The organism is Amycolatopsis nigrescens CSC17Ta-90 (assembly GCF_000384315.1).
Classification (GTDB): domain Bacteria; phylum Actinomycetota; class Actinomycetes; order Mycobacteriales; family Pseudonocardiaceae; genus Amycolatopsis; species Amycolatopsis nigrescens.
This window is the reverse complement of the sequence record NZ_ARVW01000001.1, coordinates 6,856,722-6,875,078: the sequence shown is the minus strand read 5'-3', so window position 1 is coordinate 6,875,078 and position 18,357 is coordinate 6,856,722. Positions and strand designations below refer to the sequence as shown.

The 18,357-nt window shown below is 69.8% G+C and carries 15 protein-coding genes; 5 read left to right on the top strand and 10 right to left on the bottom strand.

Annotated elements, in window-relative coordinates; all coding sequences use genetic code 11:
* The first annotated feature begins 22 nt into the window (after window positions 1-22).
* The gene (locus AMYNI_RS45820) at window positions 23-1,222 is read left to right on the top strand and encodes an FAD-dependent oxidoreductase (protein ID WP_020672304.1); all 1,200 of its coding nucleotides are present in this window, start codon (window positions 23-25) and stop codon (window positions 1,220-1,222) included.
* Between the two features lie 45 nt (window positions 1,223-1,267).
* On the opposite strand, the gene AMYNI_RS0132610 is transcribed toward AMYNI_RS45820, so the two are convergent.
* The 4 genes from AMYNI_RS0132610 to AMYNI_RS0132595 all read right to left on the bottom strand — a co-directional run bounded on the left by AMYNI_RS0132610 (window position 1,268) and on the right by AMYNI_RS0132595 (window position 7,230).
* Window positions 1,268-3,772: a beta propeller repeat protein gene (locus AMYNI_RS0132610; protein ID WP_020672303.1), complete on the bottom strand. Its 2,505-nt coding sequence runs from the start codon at window positions 3,770-3,772 to the stop codon at window positions 1,268-1,270.
* A gap of 247 nt (window positions 3,773-4,019) precedes the next feature.
* Window positions 4,020-5,255: an HNH endonuclease signature motif containing protein gene (locus tag AMYNI_RS48495; protein WP_020672302.1), complete on the bottom strand. Its 1,236-nt coding sequence runs from the start codon at window positions 5,253-5,255 to the stop codon at window positions 4,020-4,022.
* 149 nt (window positions 5,256-5,404) lie between these two features.
* On the bottom strand, window positions 5,405-6,256 hold the full coding sequence (aac(3), locus tag AMYNI_RS0132600) for an aminoglycoside 3-N-acetyltransferase (protein WP_020672301.1): 852 nt from the start codon (window positions 6,254-6,256) through the stop codon (window positions 5,405-5,407).
* Window positions 6,257-6,294: 38 nt separating this feature from the next.
* Window positions 6,295-7,230 (bottom strand): aminoglycoside phosphotransferase family protein, encoded by a 936-nt coding sequence (locus AMYNI_RS0132595; RefSeq protein WP_020672300.1) that lies wholly within the window; start codon window positions 7,228-7,230, stop codon window positions 6,295-6,297.
* 54 nt (window positions 7,231-7,284) lie between these two features.
* Between AMYNI_RS0132595 and AMYNI_RS0132590 the strand changes: the two genes are divergently transcribed.
* Together AMYNI_RS0132590 and katG are read left to right on the top strand one after the other, a co-directional pair.
* Window positions 7,285-7,716 (top strand): Fur family transcriptional regulator, encoded by a 432-nt coding sequence (locus tag AMYNI_RS0132590; RefSeq protein ID WP_020672299.1) that lies wholly within the window; start codon window positions 7,285-7,287, stop codon window positions 7,714-7,716.
* 29 nt (window positions 7,717-7,745) lie between these two features.
* Window positions 7,746-9,989, top strand: coding sequence for a catalase/peroxidase HPI (gene katG, locus AMYNI_RS0132585; protein ID WP_026361222.1), 2,244 nt, complete (start codon window positions 7,746-7,748; stop codon window positions 9,987-9,989).
* A 118-nt stretch (window positions 9,990-10,107) separates the two neighbouring features.
* Here katG and AMYNI_RS45815 read toward each other — a convergent pair whose 3' ends face one another.
* Window positions 10,108-10,860, bottom strand: a complete 753-nt coding sequence (locus tag AMYNI_RS45815; protein ID WP_051116388.1) for a DJ-1/PfpI family protein — start codon at window positions 10,858-10,860, stop codon at window positions 10,108-10,110.
* 96 nt (window positions 10,861-10,956) lie between these two features.
* On the opposite strand from AMYNI_RS45815, the gene AMYNI_RS0132575 reads away from it, so the two are divergent.
* Entirely contained in the window at window positions 10,957-11,934 is a 978-nt protein-coding gene (locus AMYNI_RS0132575; RefSeq protein ID WP_020672296.1) for a GlxA family transcriptional regulator, read from the top strand.
* Here the strand turns inward: AMYNI_RS0132575 and AMYNI_RS45810 are convergent.
* From AMYNI_RS45810 to AMYNI_RS0132560, 3 genes are all read right to left on the bottom strand, one after another.
* Complete coding sequence (locus tag AMYNI_RS45810; protein ID WP_020672295.1) at window positions 11,913-12,701, bottom strand: three-helix bundle dimerization domain-containing protein; 789 nt, start codon at window positions 12,699-12,701, stop codon at window positions 11,913-11,915. The two genes, AMYNI_RS0132575 and AMYNI_RS45810, sit on opposite strands and share 22 nt — an antisense overlap.
* 109 nt (window positions 12,702-12,810) lie before the next feature.
* The gene (locus tag AMYNI_RS0132565) at window positions 12,811-14,472 is read right to left on the bottom strand and encodes a BTAD domain-containing putative transcriptional regulator (protein WP_020672294.1); all 1,662 of its coding nucleotides are present in this window, start codon (window positions 14,470-14,472) and stop codon (window positions 12,811-12,813) included.
* Window positions 14,473-14,622: 150 nt separating this feature from the next.
* Window positions 14,623-15,231, bottom strand: a complete 609-nt coding sequence (locus AMYNI_RS0132560; RefSeq protein ID WP_020672293.1) for an ArsR/SmtB family transcription factor — start codon at window positions 15,229-15,231, stop codon at window positions 14,623-14,625.
* A 518-nt stretch (window positions 15,232-15,749) separates the two neighbouring features.
* Here AMYNI_RS0132560 and AMYNI_RS0132550 point away from each other — a divergent pair.
* Entirely contained in the window at window positions 15,750-16,547 is a 798-nt protein-coding gene (locus tag AMYNI_RS0132550) for a bestrophin-like domain (RefSeq protein WP_020672291.1), read from the top strand.
* A gap of 9 nt (window positions 16,548-16,556) precedes the next feature.
* Here AMYNI_RS0132550 and AMYNI_RS0132545 read toward each other — a convergent pair whose 3' ends face one another.
* Together AMYNI_RS0132545 and AMYNI_RS0132540 are read right to left on the bottom strand one after the other, a co-directional pair.
* Window positions 16,557-17,192, bottom strand: a complete 636-nt coding sequence (locus AMYNI_RS0132545; RefSeq protein ID WP_020672290.1) for a GNAT family N-acetyltransferase — start codon at window positions 17,190-17,192, stop codon at window positions 16,557-16,559.
* Window positions 17,193-17,284: 92 nt separating this feature from the next.
* A complete protein-coding gene (locus AMYNI_RS0132540) occupies window positions 17,285-18,304 on the bottom strand; it encodes an RNA polymerase subunit sigma-70 (protein WP_020672289.1) in 1,020 nt (339 codons plus the stop codon).
* Between the last annotated feature and the right edge of the window lie 53 nt (window positions 18,305-18,357).

Genomic DNA, 18,357 nt, shown 5'->3' with positions numbered 1-18,357 from the left:
TCGAGAACAGGAGCACACTTCCATGCGGGTACTCATCGCGGGCGCCGGCCTCGGCGGCCTCTGCCTGGCACAGGGGCTGCGGCAGGCGGGCATCGACGTCGCCGTGTTCGAACAGGATTCGTCACCCCGCTCCCGGGCGCAGGGCCATCGCGTGCACATCGATCACCGGGGCGACGACGCGCTGCGCACCTGCCTTCCGGCGCCGTTGTACCAGCTCTACCTGGAAACCCGCGGGCAGCGGAACGAGCGGTTCCAGGTGCTGTCCGCGGCCGGGGGCCTGCTGCGCGAGGTGCCGGTGCCGGGACCGGCCGCGGAGGCGGTGATCAACCCGGGCTGGGCGGTCAGCCGGCTGACCCTGCGTGAGATCCTACTCGCCGGCATGGACAACATAGTCCACTTCGGACAGACAGTGCACAGCTTCGAGAGCGGTGCCCAGGTACGGGTCCATTTCCGGGGCGGCGGCAGCGCGACCGGTGATCTGCTGGTCGGCGCGGACGGCATCGGTTCCGTCGTGCGCCGCCAGTACCTGCCCGACGCCGAACTGCGAGACACCGGCATCCGGTGGATCGGCGGCAAGTCCCCGATCACCCCAGAAAGCGACGCGGCACTGCCGACCACGCTCGGTGGCTCCTTCGCGGCGATCACCGGCAACGACCCGGCGATGGGCATCGGGTACCTGCGCTTCACGAACGACCCGCGGGCGACCGCGGACCGGCTGTGGCCTGGACTGCGCCTGACCGACCAGACGGACTTCGTGATGTGGGCGATCACCATCGCGGCAGACCGGCTGCCCGGCGGCGACGCGGCGCTGTCCACAATGGAGTCAGCGGCGTTGCACCGGCACGCGGTCGAGCTGACCCGGCACTCACATCCCGGCCTGCGCACGATCGTCGGGCAGGGATGGCCGGCGCACACCTTCTTCCTGCGCATGGGCACCTCGGTCCCGACGGCCGGGTGGCGGCCGAGCAACGTGACCCTGCTCGGCGACGCGATTCACGCCATGCCACCGGCCAAGGGCTCCGGTGCGAACACCGCACTGGCGGACGCGGGCACCCTGACCCGGTCGCTGCACTCGGTGCGGCACCAGGGCAAGCCGCTGCTGACGGCCGTCGGCGACTACGAGCGGGAAATGACCGACCGGGGTTTCCAGGCAGTCCGGGCTTCCACCGACGTGCTGGATTCGGTCGCGCAGGGCCTCATCAACGGAACCGTGCCGGACTGACCCACATCGTGGCCGGGGCGCGTTCCCCGGCCACGATGCCGGATCTCAGTACAGCGTCAGGCGATACGCGCCGGACTGCGCGGTGCCGGCGAACAGGAACCGGCCGTCCGCGCTGACCGCCAGCGAGAGCACCCGGGAGTCGGGCAGCGCGCCGGGCAGCGGCGACCAGGTGCGGCCGAAGTCGGTGCTGCGCAGCACCCCGTCTCCGCTCGCACTGGCCGCGAACCACACCCGGGGGTCGAACGGGTGCGCCACGATCCGGCCGATCGACCGCGGCTCGCCGTCGTGCACCCGCCGGAACGACCGGCCGTTGTCCTCGCTGAGCAGCAGTCCGGCGCCGCCGACCAGGATCCGGCCACCGCCCCAGCGGCTCAGCGCGATGGAGCTGACCGACTCCTCGGACACCTTCGTCCACGTCCGGCCGCCGTCGTCGGAGCGGGACAGGCCGCCGCCGTTGCCGCCCCACACGCGGTTCGGGTTCCACGGGTCACCGGCGAACGCGGCGAAACCTTCGCTGGGCAGCTTTTCCCAGTTCCGCCCGGCATCGCCGCTGCGGTAGAGCACGTACCCGGTGGGGGTGAAGGCGGACACCAGCAGCCGGTCCGGGTCGGCTGGATTGGCCAGTATCGCCTGCGGCGAACCCTGCATCGACCCGCTGATCAGCTGCCAGCTGCGGCCACCGTCGCCGCTGCGCAGCACGTCCAGCGCGAAGCCGTTGCGGGTGGCCTGCCAGACCACGTCCGGGCGGTTCGGTGAGACGGACAGGTGCGCGTTCTCGTGCAGCCGGTCCCCGGGGTGCGACTGCCAGATCCTGGTCGACGGGGTGATCTTTCCTTGCGGCAGCGGGGAATTGTAGATCTCCTGCATACCGGCCGCGACCACGCTCTGCCGCCAGAGATGCCCGGTGGCCACCAGGTCGCGGATCGTCTCGCCGGGCACTCCGAGCTGCCGGTAGCCGTCCTTGCCGGCGTCCGCGTAGACACCCCGGTACGCCGCCGACACCAGGGTGGTGGCCGGTTTTCCCGCCCCGGCGGGGAGATCGATGATGTCGGTGGTGCCCTCACCGGCCGCGGGCACCGGTTTGCGGGTCCAGGTCCGGCCGTTGTCCGTGCTGACGTCCAGGTCCTGGTACGTGCCGATGTACAGCCGGCCACCGACGAAACGCGGGTCGCGCAGCGGCTGGCCGGTGGGGTCGCGACGCAGCACCGTCCAGGTCTGGCCGCCGTCGGTGGAGCCACGCAGTTCGGTGCCGACCGTGGCCACGAGCTGCCGCCCGTCCGACGTGACCTGATCCACATCCCCCTCGGGCCGGTAGACCCGCTCGGCCTTCGGCTCGTCACCGGTGATCCCGCGGACGACCCACAGCGAGTACTCCGGATGGACGGTGGTGAAGTAGGCGTCGTCACCCACCATGACCAGCCTCTGGTCACCGACCGGCGCGGCGATCCCGTCACGGGGCCAGGTCCTCGGCATGTCGCGCCACTGCGCGCCGCCGTCGGTGCTGACGCTGATCCCGTCCAGGTTCTGCACCACCAGCGTCTGCCCGGTCCGATCGGTGGCCAGCTGGAACGCTCCCTCGGGGAACCACTCCCGCAGCGTCTGCCAGCTCTGGCCGCCGTCGGTGGTCTCCAGCAGCGTGCCACGCCACTCCCGGGCGTCCAGCCGCTTGTTCCCGAGCGCCAGCATCCGGTTCCCGTCCACCGGGTCGGCGAAGAACCCCTGTATCCCGGTGTCCTGCAGCAGGTCGCGATGCGCCGTCCAGGAGCCACCGCGGTCGTCGGAGGTCCACAGCGCCGGCGGGTTCGGCTGCATCATCACCAGCCGGTTCGCCGGGCCGGACACGGCCAGCAGCCCGCCGATGCTGTTCGGGCCGACCGACTCCCACCCGCCGCGGGGCAGGCCGGTCGCGTTCACGTCGGACGGGGGTTCCGGGACGGGGTCGGCGGTGGCCGTGCCGGCGGTCCCGAGCAGTGCGAGCAGCCCGAGCACAAGCATGCGTCTGGTAGCCGATCTCAGCTTCATGCGGATGATCTTGGCCCGCGCGGTGACCCTCGTATAGCGGCATTCGTCCGATCTTCGTGTCATCCACCGGACAGAACGCACGACAACCGGACGTCCTGCCATGGCTTCGTCCCAAGCGGTCAGCTCACCGGTCTCCAGGGCGCCTACCGGAACCTGCAACGACTCGAGCGCGAACAGATTGTCGGCCGGGTCGACCGTGTCGAGCTCGCCGCCCTCCCCGGCGGTTCGTTCCAGCCCGATGATCTCCGCGACCGGCGGCTGCCCGCACTCGCGCAACCGCCGGGTTTCCGTCTTCGCCCGTATCGCGTTGGACCAGAACGCGAACCCCAGCGGCAGCACGATCAGCACCGAGCCGATCATGACGAGCACGGAGACCCACACCGGCAGGCGGGGCTCGCCGAAGACGAGCACGAAAGCCACGGCCGGCGTCCACAGCCAGCACATCACCGCGAAGAAACGATCAGCCAGCCGTAAAACGGCGCCCTCGATCGACGCCTGCCTGGCGGTCACGCCCTCGCCGCCGGTCATCGCACAATGGTAGGCCCAGGCCACGGATTACCCGGCCACCTTTCCAGGCGACCGCACTAGGGGCTGTTCGGAAGTCGTATGAGCCATTCGTTGCGGTTGATTCCGCATTCCACCGCGTGGCGCCGCTTGTAGTCGCACGGGTCGAACCGGTGCGTCCGGCCACCACGGCCGCCCAGGCCGTGGTGGCACGAGACCGCACAAAGATCCGCGACCACGTGCCATCGCGCTGCCACCGGCGAAACAGCCCTTAGAAGGGTGGTGGATCGTCGGCGGTTTTCGGTGGTGGTGGGTCGAGCAGCGGCTCGGGTCTGGTGGTGTAGGTGCGGCCGGTGGGGGTGGTGACCGTTAAGTCGGCCGTGTCGGGGTCGAATTCGAAGGTCCAGCCGGGTTCGTCTTTCAACCGGTGGTGGTGGCGGCACAGGCAACAGAGGTTGTGGTCACAGGTGTCCCCGTTTTCCGACCACGCCGTGCAATGGTCAGTATCGCAGCGTTGCGCAGGCCGATTACAGCCCGGCGCCCGGCAGGTGCGATCCCGCACCCGGACCAACTCGGCCAAATCTGCCGGTGGCCGGTACCTCTTGCGGCCGAGATCCCGGACAGTGCCCGATACCGGATCGGTCAACACCTTCCGCCACACCGAACCCGGCTGGTTCATGAGCTGACGACCCACCTCCCCCGGGATCGGGCCATGACCGACAAGTTCGCAGCCGTCGTCGCGGATACCCAACGCGGTGTCGAGCGGGATATGGATGAACACCTGAGCCGCCAAGCCTTCCCAGCCTTTGCCGAGCAGCAGCTCCGCGAGCACATCGGCTCGGAGTTGGTCCATCGTGCGCGCCTCATCGCCACCGCGAAGCTTGCGGGCCAGCATGTCGATCCGGGCATAGACGGCGGTCGCGATCTCGACCGGGAGATACGCCCACAACGACGCCATCGCATCCGGCTCATGATGCAACTCGACACGGCGCTGCTTGCGCCGAGCTTCCGCGCGGGCGCGTTGGCCTTCCGGATCGAGACTTGCGACGACGCGAGTGACCGTTTTCCGCCAGTTGCTCGGATTCTTCTCACCGATCCGTGACGACAGAATCTCATCCGCTCGACGGGCTAATTCATCCGACAACACCGCCACCCCATCAAACGCCTGACGAGCCTTGTCGATATCCAGCTCGCCTTCGACCATCGCCGCCAGCAGGCACGGCATCCGCGACACCAGCGCATCGGCCAACGCGACCCGGGTTGCGGTCGTGTCACGGGACAACCGCAACTCCGGCGCCAACTCATCCGCCACCCACCGCGCCCCGCCACGGGCACGGCTGACCTGCGCGATCGCCCGGGCCTGGATCGCCTGCGCACGGCAGATCACCCGCCGCGCCGAGATCACCACCCCCACCGCCTGCGACGGGTCGAGGTGCTCGATCGTCGATTCACGCAAACCGAACAACCACTCCGGCGAAAGCGCACCAAAATCAACCTTCGGAGCCATCCGCAAAAGAACACAGGACACCAGAACCTCCTCAGTTCTGAATACCCCTCAATAATACCGCCGACCCCCGACAAAAAACGCACACAACCAAACACGAAAGAGGGAACAAATCATACCCGCCAAGAGCGACAGGATCCGCCGGACAGGGACTAGCCGGAAGCCAGTTTCTCTTCCAGCCAGGCGACCCCGAAATCCACCACCTCGCCGGCTTCGAACAGGTAGCTCGTGGCCGCGCCGATCATGCCCGCGCTGCCGATTCCGGCGGCGAGCATGTCCTTGGCGATGGCCTCGAAAGGCCACTGCCCCTCGGGCACCACAGCGGAGTAGTCGAACGCCCCGTCCGCCGAGTCGATGTCGTGGAAACGACGCCAGACCCGTTCTCCGTCAACGAGAATCGGCTGCTCGTAGTCCACGAACCGCTTGCTGGGGGCGTCGGCGAGCGCCTCGGCGTGATGCAGCAGGGTGAGCGAATCCAGCGGGGCGCCGAGGAGCAGCACCCGGCCGCCCATGGCGACCAGCCTCGCGAGTGGACTGTCCGGTCCGTGCGGGTCGTCCCACGGGTGGTCGGCCATCAGCGCGTCCGCCGCCGCGCCGAGTGCGGCGAAACTGGCGTCGGGATGCCGGCTGCGGACCGCGCCGGGCCAGCGGCGCAGCGCCTCCGGCAGGCGGCCGTTGGCGTGGTCGGCCTCGCTGAGTTCGGGGTGGTACGCGGAATGCTCCGCGCGCACGGCGTCCTGCCAGGCTTGCGGCCAATCGGTGAAGTCATAGGGCGGCGCGTCGTTCCAGCCGCAGGTCACCATCAGGGTTCCCCGCTCCCCCAGCACATCCTGCAGTGCGCCGATCAGCGTCTGCGGGCCACCCGCCACATATCCGATCGCGGACAGCTGCGTATGGAACATCACGAGGTCGCCCTCGGCGAGCCCGAGCGCCGTCAGGTCGTGGCGGAGCCGGCCGCGGGTGACCGGGCCGTCGGCGCGCTTCAGCAGGGCCAGTTCGTCCATGGACGCGACGGTATCCGGCACCTCGGGGCTTCCGACAATCAATTACGCCCACCCCGTTCCAGCAGGGCCGTGGCGATGGCGATCTGGGCCGGGCCGAGCGCGGTCTCGCCGTCCTCGATGTCCCACAACGCGTTCTGCAGCACCCGGCCCAGCGTCCAGCCGGTCGCCCGCCGCCGGTCCAGGCCGAGCACCTCGGTGAGCAGGTCGAAACGGCGGAGCACCGCGCGGCTCACGTCGCCGGTGGCCACGATCTCCGCCCACCGGTTGTCCAGCGCCGGCAGCAGCTCGAAACCGGGATCACCGGCGAGCGGCTTGGGATCGATGGCCAGCCAGGGTTCCCGCTGCCCGGCCAGGATGTTGTCGAAGTGCAGATCCCAGTGCAGCAGCCGGTCGCCGGGTTCGCCGATCAGCTCGCGCACCGCAGACGCGCAGGTCCGCACCAGCCGCCGCTCGGCAGGGTCGGGCAGCACCGGCACCGCCTGCGGCACCTGGTCGAGCATGGCGGCGGTGATGTCGGCCAGCCGGCGCAGGCCGTCGGGCGCGGGCACCGCGGTCAGGCGCGCCAGCAACTCGGCGAGGATCCCGGTGGCGGCGGTGTCATCGGGCACGGCGGACAGCGGCCGGTCCGCGTCCAGCCTTTCCAGCAGCATGGTGCCGGTGCCGGGATCGTGGTCGAGCAGGCGCACCACGCCGTCGCCGTCCCAGACCCGCAGACCGGTCGGCTCGCCGGCACTCTCCTCGTTGACCGGCTGGAGCTTGAGCGCGGCGGGCAGGCCGTCCGCGCGGAGCACCGGCAGCACCAGCGCCACCACGCCGTGCCTCGCCGGACCGTCGAGGCGCAGCTCCCAGCGGTCCAGGAAACTCGCGGCTAGTGCGGGCAACGCGGCGATCCAGGCGCGGCCGGACGCGCCCTCGTACTTGCTGTGGGACGCCGCCAGTGCGTCCGGAATGTCGATGCGGATCGACGAGCTCATGTCCACCCCAGCTGATTCTTGATTGAGTCCAGAATATGGTGCACACTTCGGCGCGTGTCGACGACTTCGGACTTCGAGCGCATGCTGCGCGGGGCTGCTCTGCGTGTGACGCGTCCCCGGGTGGCGGTGCTGTCCGCGGTCCGCGACCATCCGCACGCCGACACCGACTCGATCATCGGTGTCGTGCGTGCGAACCTCGGCGAAGTGTCCCACCAGGCCGTCTACGACGTGCTTCGTGCACTGACCGCGGCAGGTCTGCTGCGGCGCATCGAGCCACCGGGCTCGGTGGCGCGCTACGAGGCGCGGGTCGGCGACAACCACCACCACGTCGTGTGCCGGTCGTGCGGGGCCATCGCCGACGTGGACTGCGCCGTCGGTCCCGCGCCCTGCTTAACTGCGTCCGATGATCATGGTTTCGTGATCGACGAGGCCGAGGTCATCTACTGGGGCCTGTGTCCCGACTGCTCCACCGCGCTCAAAACCTGAGCACCACCCTGAATCCCGAAAGGACTTCCGTGTCTGACAGCCCTGACGCCGTTGTTGGCGAGATGAACGAGGAGAGCGCAGGCGGATGCCCGGTCTCGGCCGGACGCTTCAACCACCCCACCGAAGGCGGCAGCAACCGTGAATGGTGGCCGAACCAGCTCAACCTGACGATCCTGCGCAAGCACCCCGCGGTGGCCAACCCGATGGGCGAGGAGTTCGACTACGCCGCCGCGTTCAACACCGTCGACCTCGACGCACTGGCCAAGGACGTCGACGAGGTGCTGAGCACGTCGCAGGACTGGTGGCCGGCCGACTTCGGCCACTACGGGCCGCTGATGATCCGGATGGCGTGGCACAGCGCGGGCACCTACCGCATCGAGGACGGCCGCGGCGGCGCCGGCGCCGGCATGCAGCGGTTCGCGCCGCTGAACAGCTGGCCGGACAACGCGAGCCTGGACAAGGCGCGCAGGCTGCTCTGGCCGGTGAAGAAGAAGTACGGCCGCAAGATCTCGTGGGCGGACCTGATGATCTTCACCGGAAACCGCGCCCTGGAGACCATGGGCTTGAAGACCTTCGGCTTCGCCGGTGGCCGGGCGGACGTCTGGGAGCCCGACGAGGACGTCTACTGGGGTCCCGAGCGCACCTGGCTCGGCGACGAGCGCTACACCGGCGACCGGGAGCTCGAAGGCCCGCTCGCCGCCGTCCAGATGGGCCTGATCTACGTCAACCCCGAGGGCCCGAACGGAAACCCGGACCCGCTCGCCGCGGCAAGGGACATCCGCGAGACGTTCCGGCGGATGGCGATGAACGACGAGGAGACCGTCGCGCTGATCGCGGGTGGGCACACCTTCGGCAAGGCTCACGGCGCGGCCGACCCGGACCAGCACGTCGGCCCCGAGCCCGAAGGCGCCTCGCTCGTGGAGCAGGGCCTCGGCTGGAAGAACACCTTCGGCAGCGGCAAGGGCAGGGACGCGATCACCAGCGGCCTGGAGGTCACCTGGACGGGCACGCCGACGACGTGGGACAACAGCTTCTTCGACAACCTGTTCGGCTACGAGTGGGAGCTGACCAGCAGCCCCGCCGGCGCCAACCAGTGGCAGCCGAAGGACGGCGCCGGGGCGGACACCGTGCCGGACCCCGAGGACGGTTCGCTCAGCCGTCCCCCGACGATGCTGACCACCGACCTTTCGCTGCGGTTCGACCCGATCTACGAGCCGATCTCGCGGCGCTTCCACGAGAACCCGGCCGAGTTCGCCGACGCGTTCGCCAGGGCCTGGTTCAAGCTCACCCACCGCGACATGGGCCCGATCCAGCGCTACCTCGGGCCGCAGGTCCCGCAGGAGACGCTGATCTGGCAGGACCCGGTGCCCGCGGTGGACCACGAGCTGGTCGGGGACGCCGACATCGCCGCGCTCAAGGAGCAGATCCTGGGTTCGGGGCTGTCGATCTCCCAGCTCGTCTCCACCGCGTGGGCGTCGGCCTCGACGTTCCGCGGCAGTGACAAGCGCGGCGGGGCGAACGGGGCACGCATCCGGCTCGAGCCCCAGCGGGGCTGGGAGGTCAACGAGCCGGACACGCTGGCCACCGTGCTGAGCACGCTGGAGGGCATCCAGGCGTCCTTCAACGGCTCCCAGACCGGGGGCAAGAAGATTTCCCTCGCCGACCTGATCGTGCTCGGCGGGTGCGCCGCGGTCGAGCGGGCCGCCAAGAACGCCGGTCACGACCTCGTGGTCCCGTTCACCCCGGGCCGCACGGACGCGTCGCAGCAGCAGACCGACGCGGAGTCCTTCGCCCCGCTCGAGCCTGTCGCGGACGGGTTCCGCAACTACCGCGGGAAGGGCCAGCGGCTGCCGTCCGAGTACCTGCTGATCGACCGCGCGAACCTGCTGACCCTGAGCGCGCCCGAGCTGACCGTGCTCGTGGGCGGCCTGCGCGTGCTCGGCGCGAACCACCAGGGGTCTTCGCTGGGTGTGCTCACCTCGGCCACCGAATCGCTGACCAACGACTTCTTCGTGAACCTGCTCGACATGGGCACGGAGTGGAAGGCGACTTCGGGGTCGGCCACGGACGCGGAGACCTTCGAGGGCCGTGACGTCGCCACCGGCGAGGTCAAGTGGACCGGCAGCCGCGTCGACCTCGTCTTCGGCTCGAACTCCGAGCTGCGTGCCGTCGCCGAGGTCTACGCGAGCGACGACTCGAAGGAGAAGTTCGTGCGCGACTTCGTGGCCGCGTGGGACAAGGTGATGAACCTGGACCGGTTCGACCTTTCCTGACCGCGAGCCTGATCACGGCTGTCCAGGCCGGCCGCCCGTCGGCCGGCCTGGACAGCTTGGCCGGTACCCCCAGCCGCCCCCGGGTGGTGTCCCCGGACGGCAACCGGCCATCACCGGGTTACCGTCGGGCTTCGACGAAACCGCGGCTCTCCGCGGAAAGCCTGGCCAGCAGCCGGGACCTCAGTTCGGGGTGCCCGGCAAGGCCGTCGCCGACCCAGGACTCCGCCGCCGGAGCGAACAACTCGTGGGGTGCGGCGTCCCAGTCCAGCGGGCCCAGCGGCGGCTCGGGGTCGTACTCCGCACCGAATTGGGCCAGCCGCGCGACTTCGTCCCCCTCCAGCATCGAGACCAGGTGCAGCGCCATGTCGATCCCGGCGGACGCCCCGGCGGCGGTGAGCAAGTCGCCGTCCCGCACCCAGCGCCGTCGAACCGGAGTGGCGCCGAACTCCGGCAGCAGGTCGAGCACGGTCCAGTGGGTGGTGGCCTCGCGGCCCTTCAACAGGCCCGCCGCCCCCAGCAACAACGAGCCGCTGCACACCGACGTGATGATCTCCGCCTGCGCCGCGGCGCCGCGCAGGTAGTCGAGCAGGGTCTCGTCGGCCATCGCCCGGAAGGCCGGGGTCGCGCCGCCCGGCACGAGCAGCACGTCCGGCGAGGGCACCTGCGCGAAGGTGTGGCTCGGGGTGATCCGCAGCGGGATGTCGGTCTGGTAGGCGTCCATCCGTTCGGCGACCACCTTCACCTTGTACTGGGGCATCAGCCACTCCAGCATGCCCAGCGCGGTCAGCGGCCCCACCAGGTCCACCGGGGTCATGCCGGGGAACAGCACGGCCGCGATCGTTTTCGTTTCAGTACTCGTTTCAGTGCTCATAGCCACCACCTTCGCGGGCGGCGGACCGGTAGGAAGCGCCGATGTCCGGAATCCTGCGAAACCCGTCCGGCAGCCAGTTCCTGTTAGTTTCGCCGTATGCGCAAGGTGGTCCGCAAAGTGGTCATAGTCGGTTACCAAGAGGCCGATCTGCTCGAAATCGCCTGCTTGGCGGAGGTGCTGGACGCGGCGAACGGGATCGGCGCGAACCCGGCCTACCAGACCGTGCTGGCCAGTCAGGACGGACATCCGATGCGCTGCGGCTCCGGCCTGACCCTGGCCGACCCGCACCGGCTGGACCGCGTGAGGGGCCCGCTCGACACGATCATCGTGGTCGGCGGCATCGGGCACCTGCGGGCCGACACCGACACCCGCCTGCTGTCGCAGGTGCGCAGGCTGGCCGCCACCAGCAGGCGGATCGCGTCGGTCTGCTCCGGCGCCACGGTGCTGGCCGCGGCCGGGCTGCTCGACGGCAAGTGCGCGACCACGCACTGGACCTACGCGAGCGCGTTCGCGCGGCGGTTTCCGCGGGTGAAGGTCGATCCGGCCCCGCTGTTCATCCAGGACGGCAACGTGTACACCTCCGGCGGGGTGACCAGCTCGCTCGACCTCGCGCTGGCGCTCGTCGAGCAGGACCACGGCCCGTCTCTGGCCAGAGAGGTGGCCAGGAACCTGGTCACCTACCTGCAACGCCCCGGCAACCAGGCGCAGATCAGCATGTTCCTCGCCGCGCCGGCGCCCGAGCACCGGGTGGTGGCCGACCTGGCCGGCCACATCGCCGGCAACCTGGACGCCGACCTGAGCACGCCTGCGCTGGCCGCCATGGCGGGCACCAGCACCCGGCACCTGACCCGGCTGTTCGGCACCCACCTCGGTGACACGCCGAGCCGGTACGTCCGCGCGGTTCGCACCGAAGCCGCCGCGCAACTACTGTCCAGCACCGAACTCCCGCTCACCGCGATCGCCCGCCGCTGCGGCTTCGGCTCGACCGAAACGCTGCGGCAGGCCTTCCTCGACCACTACGACACCTCGCCGTCGGCCCTGCGGCGAACCCATCAGCGCCACGCCCGCCGCTGACCGGCACAGAGTAGTTCCTCGGTGCGGTGCACGGCGGCCGCCCGATCGGCCTCGTTGGTGGCCAGTGCGCGCACCGCGGGATGGTCGGGGCCCCGGCGTGCGCGCAGTTCGGCGAGCCGGTCGGCGAACGAGACCGGCCTGCCGTCGGGACCGGTGGTCATGTCGCAGTACCACAGCGCGTCCCGCACCGGGCCGCATTCGTCTTCGAACACCGCCAGCTCACCGGACAACCCGACCAGCTCGGCCACCGCGGCCGCCCCGCTGTGCCGCGCGACCAGTGCGCACACTCGCCAGGAAACCCCTTGCGCCACCAGGTAACGGGCGCCGTCGAGCTGGTGGAACCCGGTGCCTGCCACGGTTTCGGCGTACCCGATGTCGTGCAGCCACGCCGCCGCCACGAGCACGTCGCGGTCGCCGGGGCCGAACATCCACGCGATCTGCCGGGCCCGGCCCGCCACCCCCTGGGTGTGCGCCCAGCGCCGCGGCAATTCACCGGACAGCAGGCGTTTCGCCGTGCGCCACGCCCACGCCTCGGTCGGGGCCGTGACGGTCCCGAGCTGGGACCGCACCACCCGTTCGACCAGGATCGGCACGAAGGTGCGCACCCGGGCACTCGCGAAACGGGACCGGGCACGCTCGACGCATTCGTGCACCACCCCGGGCAGCACCCGGTCCTGTTCGGCCACCAGCCGCTCTTCCAGGCGGCGCAGCCGCGCGTCCACCTGGGAATCCAGCGTGCTGCCCTCGATCGTGGCTTTCACCAGCATCCTCTCCGCCAGGTCAGGTTGCCCAGTCTCGGCAGCCGACGGGGGCCGCGCCTAGTGCCGAAAGTCCCGCCGTGGAAGGAAAAACACGGAAGGAAAAGCAAGGCTGGCGTCACAGGCGGTACTCCTTGATCCAGTCCACCTCCATGGTGGCCGTGCTCGCGGCGGAATCGGAGGCGACCCGGTCGAGCTTGATGGTGGGGTGCATGGCGTGCGACGGAAGCACTTCCGACCTGGTGGTGTGGAACCACGGCTCGCCGTTGAGGTAGCCGGTGAGATGATCACCGGTCCATTCGACCGCGAAGTTGTTCCACGCGGTCAGGTCCACCTGGCGCTGGTCGGCGAGCCGGCCGCCGCCGGCGGTGTACAGGAAGAACTTGGCCGTCTGCCGGTGCGGGTCGAAAACCTCGAGGTAGACGATCTCGCTGCCGGGCAGGTCGCCCTCGCTGTCCGGCCACAGGGTGAGCAGCGGGCGGTAGCAGGCGCATCCCGGTGGCAACCGGACCCTGGCTTCCCAGCGGCCGTGGAGCGAGCCGGGCAGGCGGCGCAGGTATCCGGTGTCGCCGTTGGCGAGGCCGGTTATGGTCGCCACGCCGCCGTTGACGGTCACCTGCCCCGGCGTCTGCCGCCCCACGCCGTCTCGTCCCGGTTTGGGACCGGCCACGGTCCAGCCGTCGAGGCCGGTGTCGAACTCCGCGCTGTGCGCCGGGCTGCCCCACCCGTACCGGTCCGCCGCCGCGGCGGGCGCCTGCACGACCGGCGACGCGGGACTCCGGTCCGGCTGCCCTGTCTCCCCCGGCAACGACCGGTCGATCACCAGCAAGGAGGCGATCAATGCGACGGCAAGGCCCAGCAGGACCATGGCCAGCTGGATCCGCGGCCTTCGCGAGCGGGTGACCGGCCCGGGACTTTCGACATCAGGGGCCGCTTCCGGCACTTCGGCGAGCGCCACCGACTCCACCTGCTCCACCTGCTCACCGTTCAGGGCAGCAGGTTTCCCGGCGGCGCGTTGGGTGATCCCGGCCGTGGCATGGTCCAGCACCGGATCGCCGAGCAGTATCCGCTGGTGCAGGTCCCGCAAGGTCGGCGTGGGGTCGGTGCCCAGTTCGTCGTTGAGCCGGTGCCGGATCCGCTGGAAGTGCTCGAGGGCTTCGCTGGGCCGTCCGCTGCGGTACAGGGCGAGCATCAACTGCCCCGCCACGTGCTCGTCGAAGGGATGCTCGTCGGAGAAGTCGGTGAGGCCGGGCAGCAACGCGGCGTGCTGCCCGGCGCCGAGCTGCAGGTCGGTGAACCGCAGCCGCGCGGCGAATTGCTCCCGGACCAGGGTCGCCCTGGCCGCCTCGAGCCAGGGCGTGTCCAAGCCCTCGAACGGTTTTCCCCGCCACAGGCCGAGCGCCTCGACGAGCAGCGAGGTCGCGCGGTCTTCCTCCGCGTCGCGCGCCTGGTCGACCAGCCACCGGAACCGGTGCACGTCCACCCGGTGCTCGTCCACGCTGAGCCGATATCCCGAAGGCGACTGCCGGTCGATCGACACGTCACCGGCGGGTTCCAGCACGCGGCGAAGCAGGGTCACCTGGGTCTGCAGTGCGTTGGCCGGCCGCGTTGGCCGCCGCGCAGTGCCCCACACCCGGTCGATGAGCTGATCGGACGCCACCGGCCGGTTGGCCTCCAGCAGCAGCACGGCCAGCAGGCTCTGCTGACGCGGACCGCGGACCGGGACCGATTCGTCCCCGGCCGGCACACCGACCTCGCCCAGCAACCGAAACTGGCCCATCCTCGCCTCCCCGGCGTCGAGGTTCGAGGCTAGCCGACGGGCACAGGGACCGGTCCCGCCGCGCGCCCGGGCCAGAGCGTACCGAAATCATTTGCCACGTAAAGGGATCATCCGGTGCGCGCTCGGATCACCAGCGCGAGTGCGCCATGGTCATCCCTGCCCGGCGTCCGGCGCACCCGGTTCCGGAGGATGAGCTTCCCGGGGAAACGCCGCCCAATGGAAGACCACGCTGTCGTCGCCGGCCCGCGGAGGCCGGCGATAGCGGTCGACGACCGCGTCGATCTCGGCGGTCAGTGCCGCGGCTTCATCCGGGCTCAGTGCCAGGCGGCCGTCGCTGAAGGCGGCCTTGCCCTGCCAGCGGTCCGTCCACTGTGGCCACTCGCTGACGAACCGCGCCTCGGCCTGGTAGCGCTGCTCGACCGAGGCCTGCAGGAAGACACCCAAGGGGCCGGCCAGATCCGGGTCGTCGCTGAAGTCGGCGCTGCGCAGCCGGGTCGACCCGTGGACCGAGCGCCACCACCGTTCCCGCTTGTTGCCGCGCTCGATGTCTTCGGCCACCAGCCCGGCCTCCGCGAGTTGCCGCAGATGCCAGCTCGTGGTTCCCGAGCTTTCCCCCGCACGCGCACCGAGGCCGGTCGCGGTGGCGGGCCCGTCCGCCTGCAGCAGCTCCAGCAACCGCATCCGCAGCGGATGAGCCAGTGCCCGCAACATGCGCTTGTCGAGTGGCCGCCCGCGCTTGCTGTCCTCGTCCGAAGCCATGCGACAACGATAAACCACAGAGGGTCCTTTGCAAAGGGTTCTCTGCGTTTAGGTCATCGGTGGCTCAGCAGGCCGCATCCACGTCGTCCACCTCGACGCTCAGGTCGGGCATGACCCGGCGAATGGACACGGGCCGCCTCCTGGTGCCCTGCGCCAGAAATTCGTCGACAGAAGTTTGCAAATGATTCGAGAATCTCTGTCGCGTTCTTGGTCCAGAAATTTCTTGAACTCCGCAGGCCGATGCCGGCGATACAGCGAGCTGAGCCACGAATTAACGACGATCCCAGCAAGCCTTTCACCCTCCGGACGATGTTGACATCCAGCTATTCCGCGACTCGTATGGAAATAACCTGAGAGTGTGAATCGACTCGTCCAGTCGGGTGCAGGAGCCCACCTGCCGTGTCGATTTCATCGAATTCGCGCAACAATCCAGGACAGCCCGCTTCTCGCGGCACCACGGAAAGGAGCGGCTATGGCGACCGATGGCAAAGTTTTCCCGCACGGGTGAAGGAAATCTCATGTTCTCGTGGATTTACGACCTGCCGAACTGGGCGATGTTCGTCTTGTTCGTGACGGTCGCACTGGCGGTGTGCTGGGGCGCGGTCTTCCTCCTCCGCCCGGTCATGGACCGGTTGTTCGGCGACGACGACCACGAGCAGCGCAACTCGTTGCTGGAGCTGGTGCTGACCGGCACCGGGCTGTTCTACGGCCTGCTACTCGGCCTCATCGCCGCGGCCACCTACACGACCTATTCCGAAGCCAGCGCCAGCGTCGCCAACGAAGCCACCACGATCGCCGCGCTCTACCGGGACGTCTCCGGCTACTCCGAGCCCTTGCGCAGCCAGCTTCGCGGTGATCTCGAAGGCTATGTCGACTACGTCATCGACGTCTACTGGCCAATGCAGCAGCGCGGCGAGACCTCACCCGAAGGGGTCTACCGAGTTGATGAAATCCAGCGCAACCTGATGAAGTACGAACCGGCGACACCCGGCCAGGAAGCGGTGCACGGCGAGGCGTTCTCCCAGCTCAACTCGTTCACCCAAGCCAGACGGGAAATGCTGAACTCCGTGTCAGGCAGCCTGCCCAGCGCGCTGTGGTGGGTGCTCGTGCTCGGCGCGCTGATCAACCTGATCCTGATGTCGATGCTCGCGGTCCAGCGGATCGCCGCACACCTGCTCATCTCCGGCCTGTTCGCCGTCTTCGTCGCGATGATGATCTTCCTCATCGCCGCGATGGACAACCCGTTCCTCGGCGAGTTCAGCGTTGCACCGGAACCCTTCGAACTGCTCCGACGCGACCTGTTCAACAGGGCCTGACCACCAGCACTACTGGGGGCGGTAGACGCAGGCCGCCAGCGGTGCGTGCGCTTTCCAGCCCAAGGTCTCGTAGAGCGCGCGGCCTTCGTCGGTCGCGCCAAGGATGCCGAGGGTCGCGCCCTTGGCGGCGGCGTGGTCGGCGAGGCTGCGCATCACGAAGCCGCCAAGGCCCCGGCGCCGGTGGGCGGGCTCGGTCACGACGCGGTCGACGACGGCGGCGTGGCCGAGCACGGCCATCTGGCCCTTCGCGGCGAGTTCACCGGTCGTGTGCCGCACCAGCAGGTAGGTGACACCCTCGATCGTCTCCGCGGACGCGGTGTAGCCCTCGGGCGCCACCGGGTCCGTGGTCCGCAGCTCGGTGGCCATCAGGTGGCCCGTCTCGTCACGGTCGGCCACCCAGCCCGGCGGCAGCCAGCGCTCGACTTCCTCCGGGGTGACCGGGACCTTGAGCCAGGTGTGCGCCAGTGCCACCGACGCGGCGGCCTGGCGCACCGCGGACTCGGTGCCGTGGGGCAGCACGTGCCGCCCGACCTGACCGGGCTGGTCCACCTCCAGGTACACCCCCCACGGCCGCTCGACCGGTGCGGGCGTGCGCCGTGACACCGCCCAGCCCGAAGCCCAGACGCCGACAAGTTCCGGAACCATCGCAACCCCCGCTCACTTTCTCGCGGCGAAGATTACGTGCTCCGGAAAAAACGCGGCAGCTACTTATGATCACGGCCACTGTCCACAAGCGATCAGAGTTCGGCGGGCAGGTCGAAGGACGCGAAGACTTCCGGGCCGAAGCAGGTGATCTCGGCGATCAGCGCGCCTTCCACGCGCAGCACGACGAGCCCGAACGGGACGAACGTCCGGTCCCCCGGAACCCGGGCGTAGGCGGCCACCGCGGGACAGCCATTGGCGCGGGTGCCGATCGCCCGGACCTCGATCCGGTCGGCACCTACGTAGGCGGGCGCCCAGCTGGCGACGATGATGTCCCGGCCCTGCTGCCACACCGGGTCCGGTGTCATGTTCCCGCCGGCGCCGGGAGCCTGGCTGAACCGCAGGTCCTCGCGCATCAGCGCGGCCAGCGCATCGAGATCGCCGCGCTCGGTGGCGTGCAGGTAGCGGCGCACCAGGTCCTGCTGCGCCGCGTCGAGCCGGTCGGCCGGCGCCCACTCCTCCCGGGAGTCCGGGGTGCGCCGGCGCATCTCGGCCCGCGCGCGCTGCACCGAGCTGTTGACCGATTCGACGCTGGTCTCGAGCAGCTCGGCCGTCTCCTGAGCGGTCCAGCCCAGAATGTCGCGCAGGACCAGTGCTGCCCGCTGCCGTGGCCGGAGGAACTGCATCGCGGTCAGGAACGCCAGCTCGACGGTCTCCCTGGCCACCACCACCGCGTCGGGTTCGGTCACCGTCGTCGCGAGCTGCGCGTCCGGGAAGGGCTGCAACCAGCGCACGGCGACCGCCGGCACTGGGCCCGCCTCTTCCGCGAACTCGGCCTGACGACGTTCGGGCCGGCGCCGCAGGAAGTCCAGGCAGGCATTGGTGGCGATGCGGTAGAGCCACGCGCGGAACGTCGAACGGCCCTGGAAGCTCTCGCGGCGCCGCCAGCCGCGAAGCAGCGTCTCCTGCACCAGGTCCTCGGCGTCGTCGAACGAGCCGACCAGCCGGTAGCAGTGCACCCGCAGCTCCCGCCGGTACTCGCCGACCAGCCGGGCGAACGCCGCCTCGTCCCCCGCCCGCGCCGCCTCCACCGTCGCCTCGTCCTCGGCTGCCATCACGTGCTCCTCACCTCCGGTGGGCCCGACCAGCCCGACTGCACATGAGACGA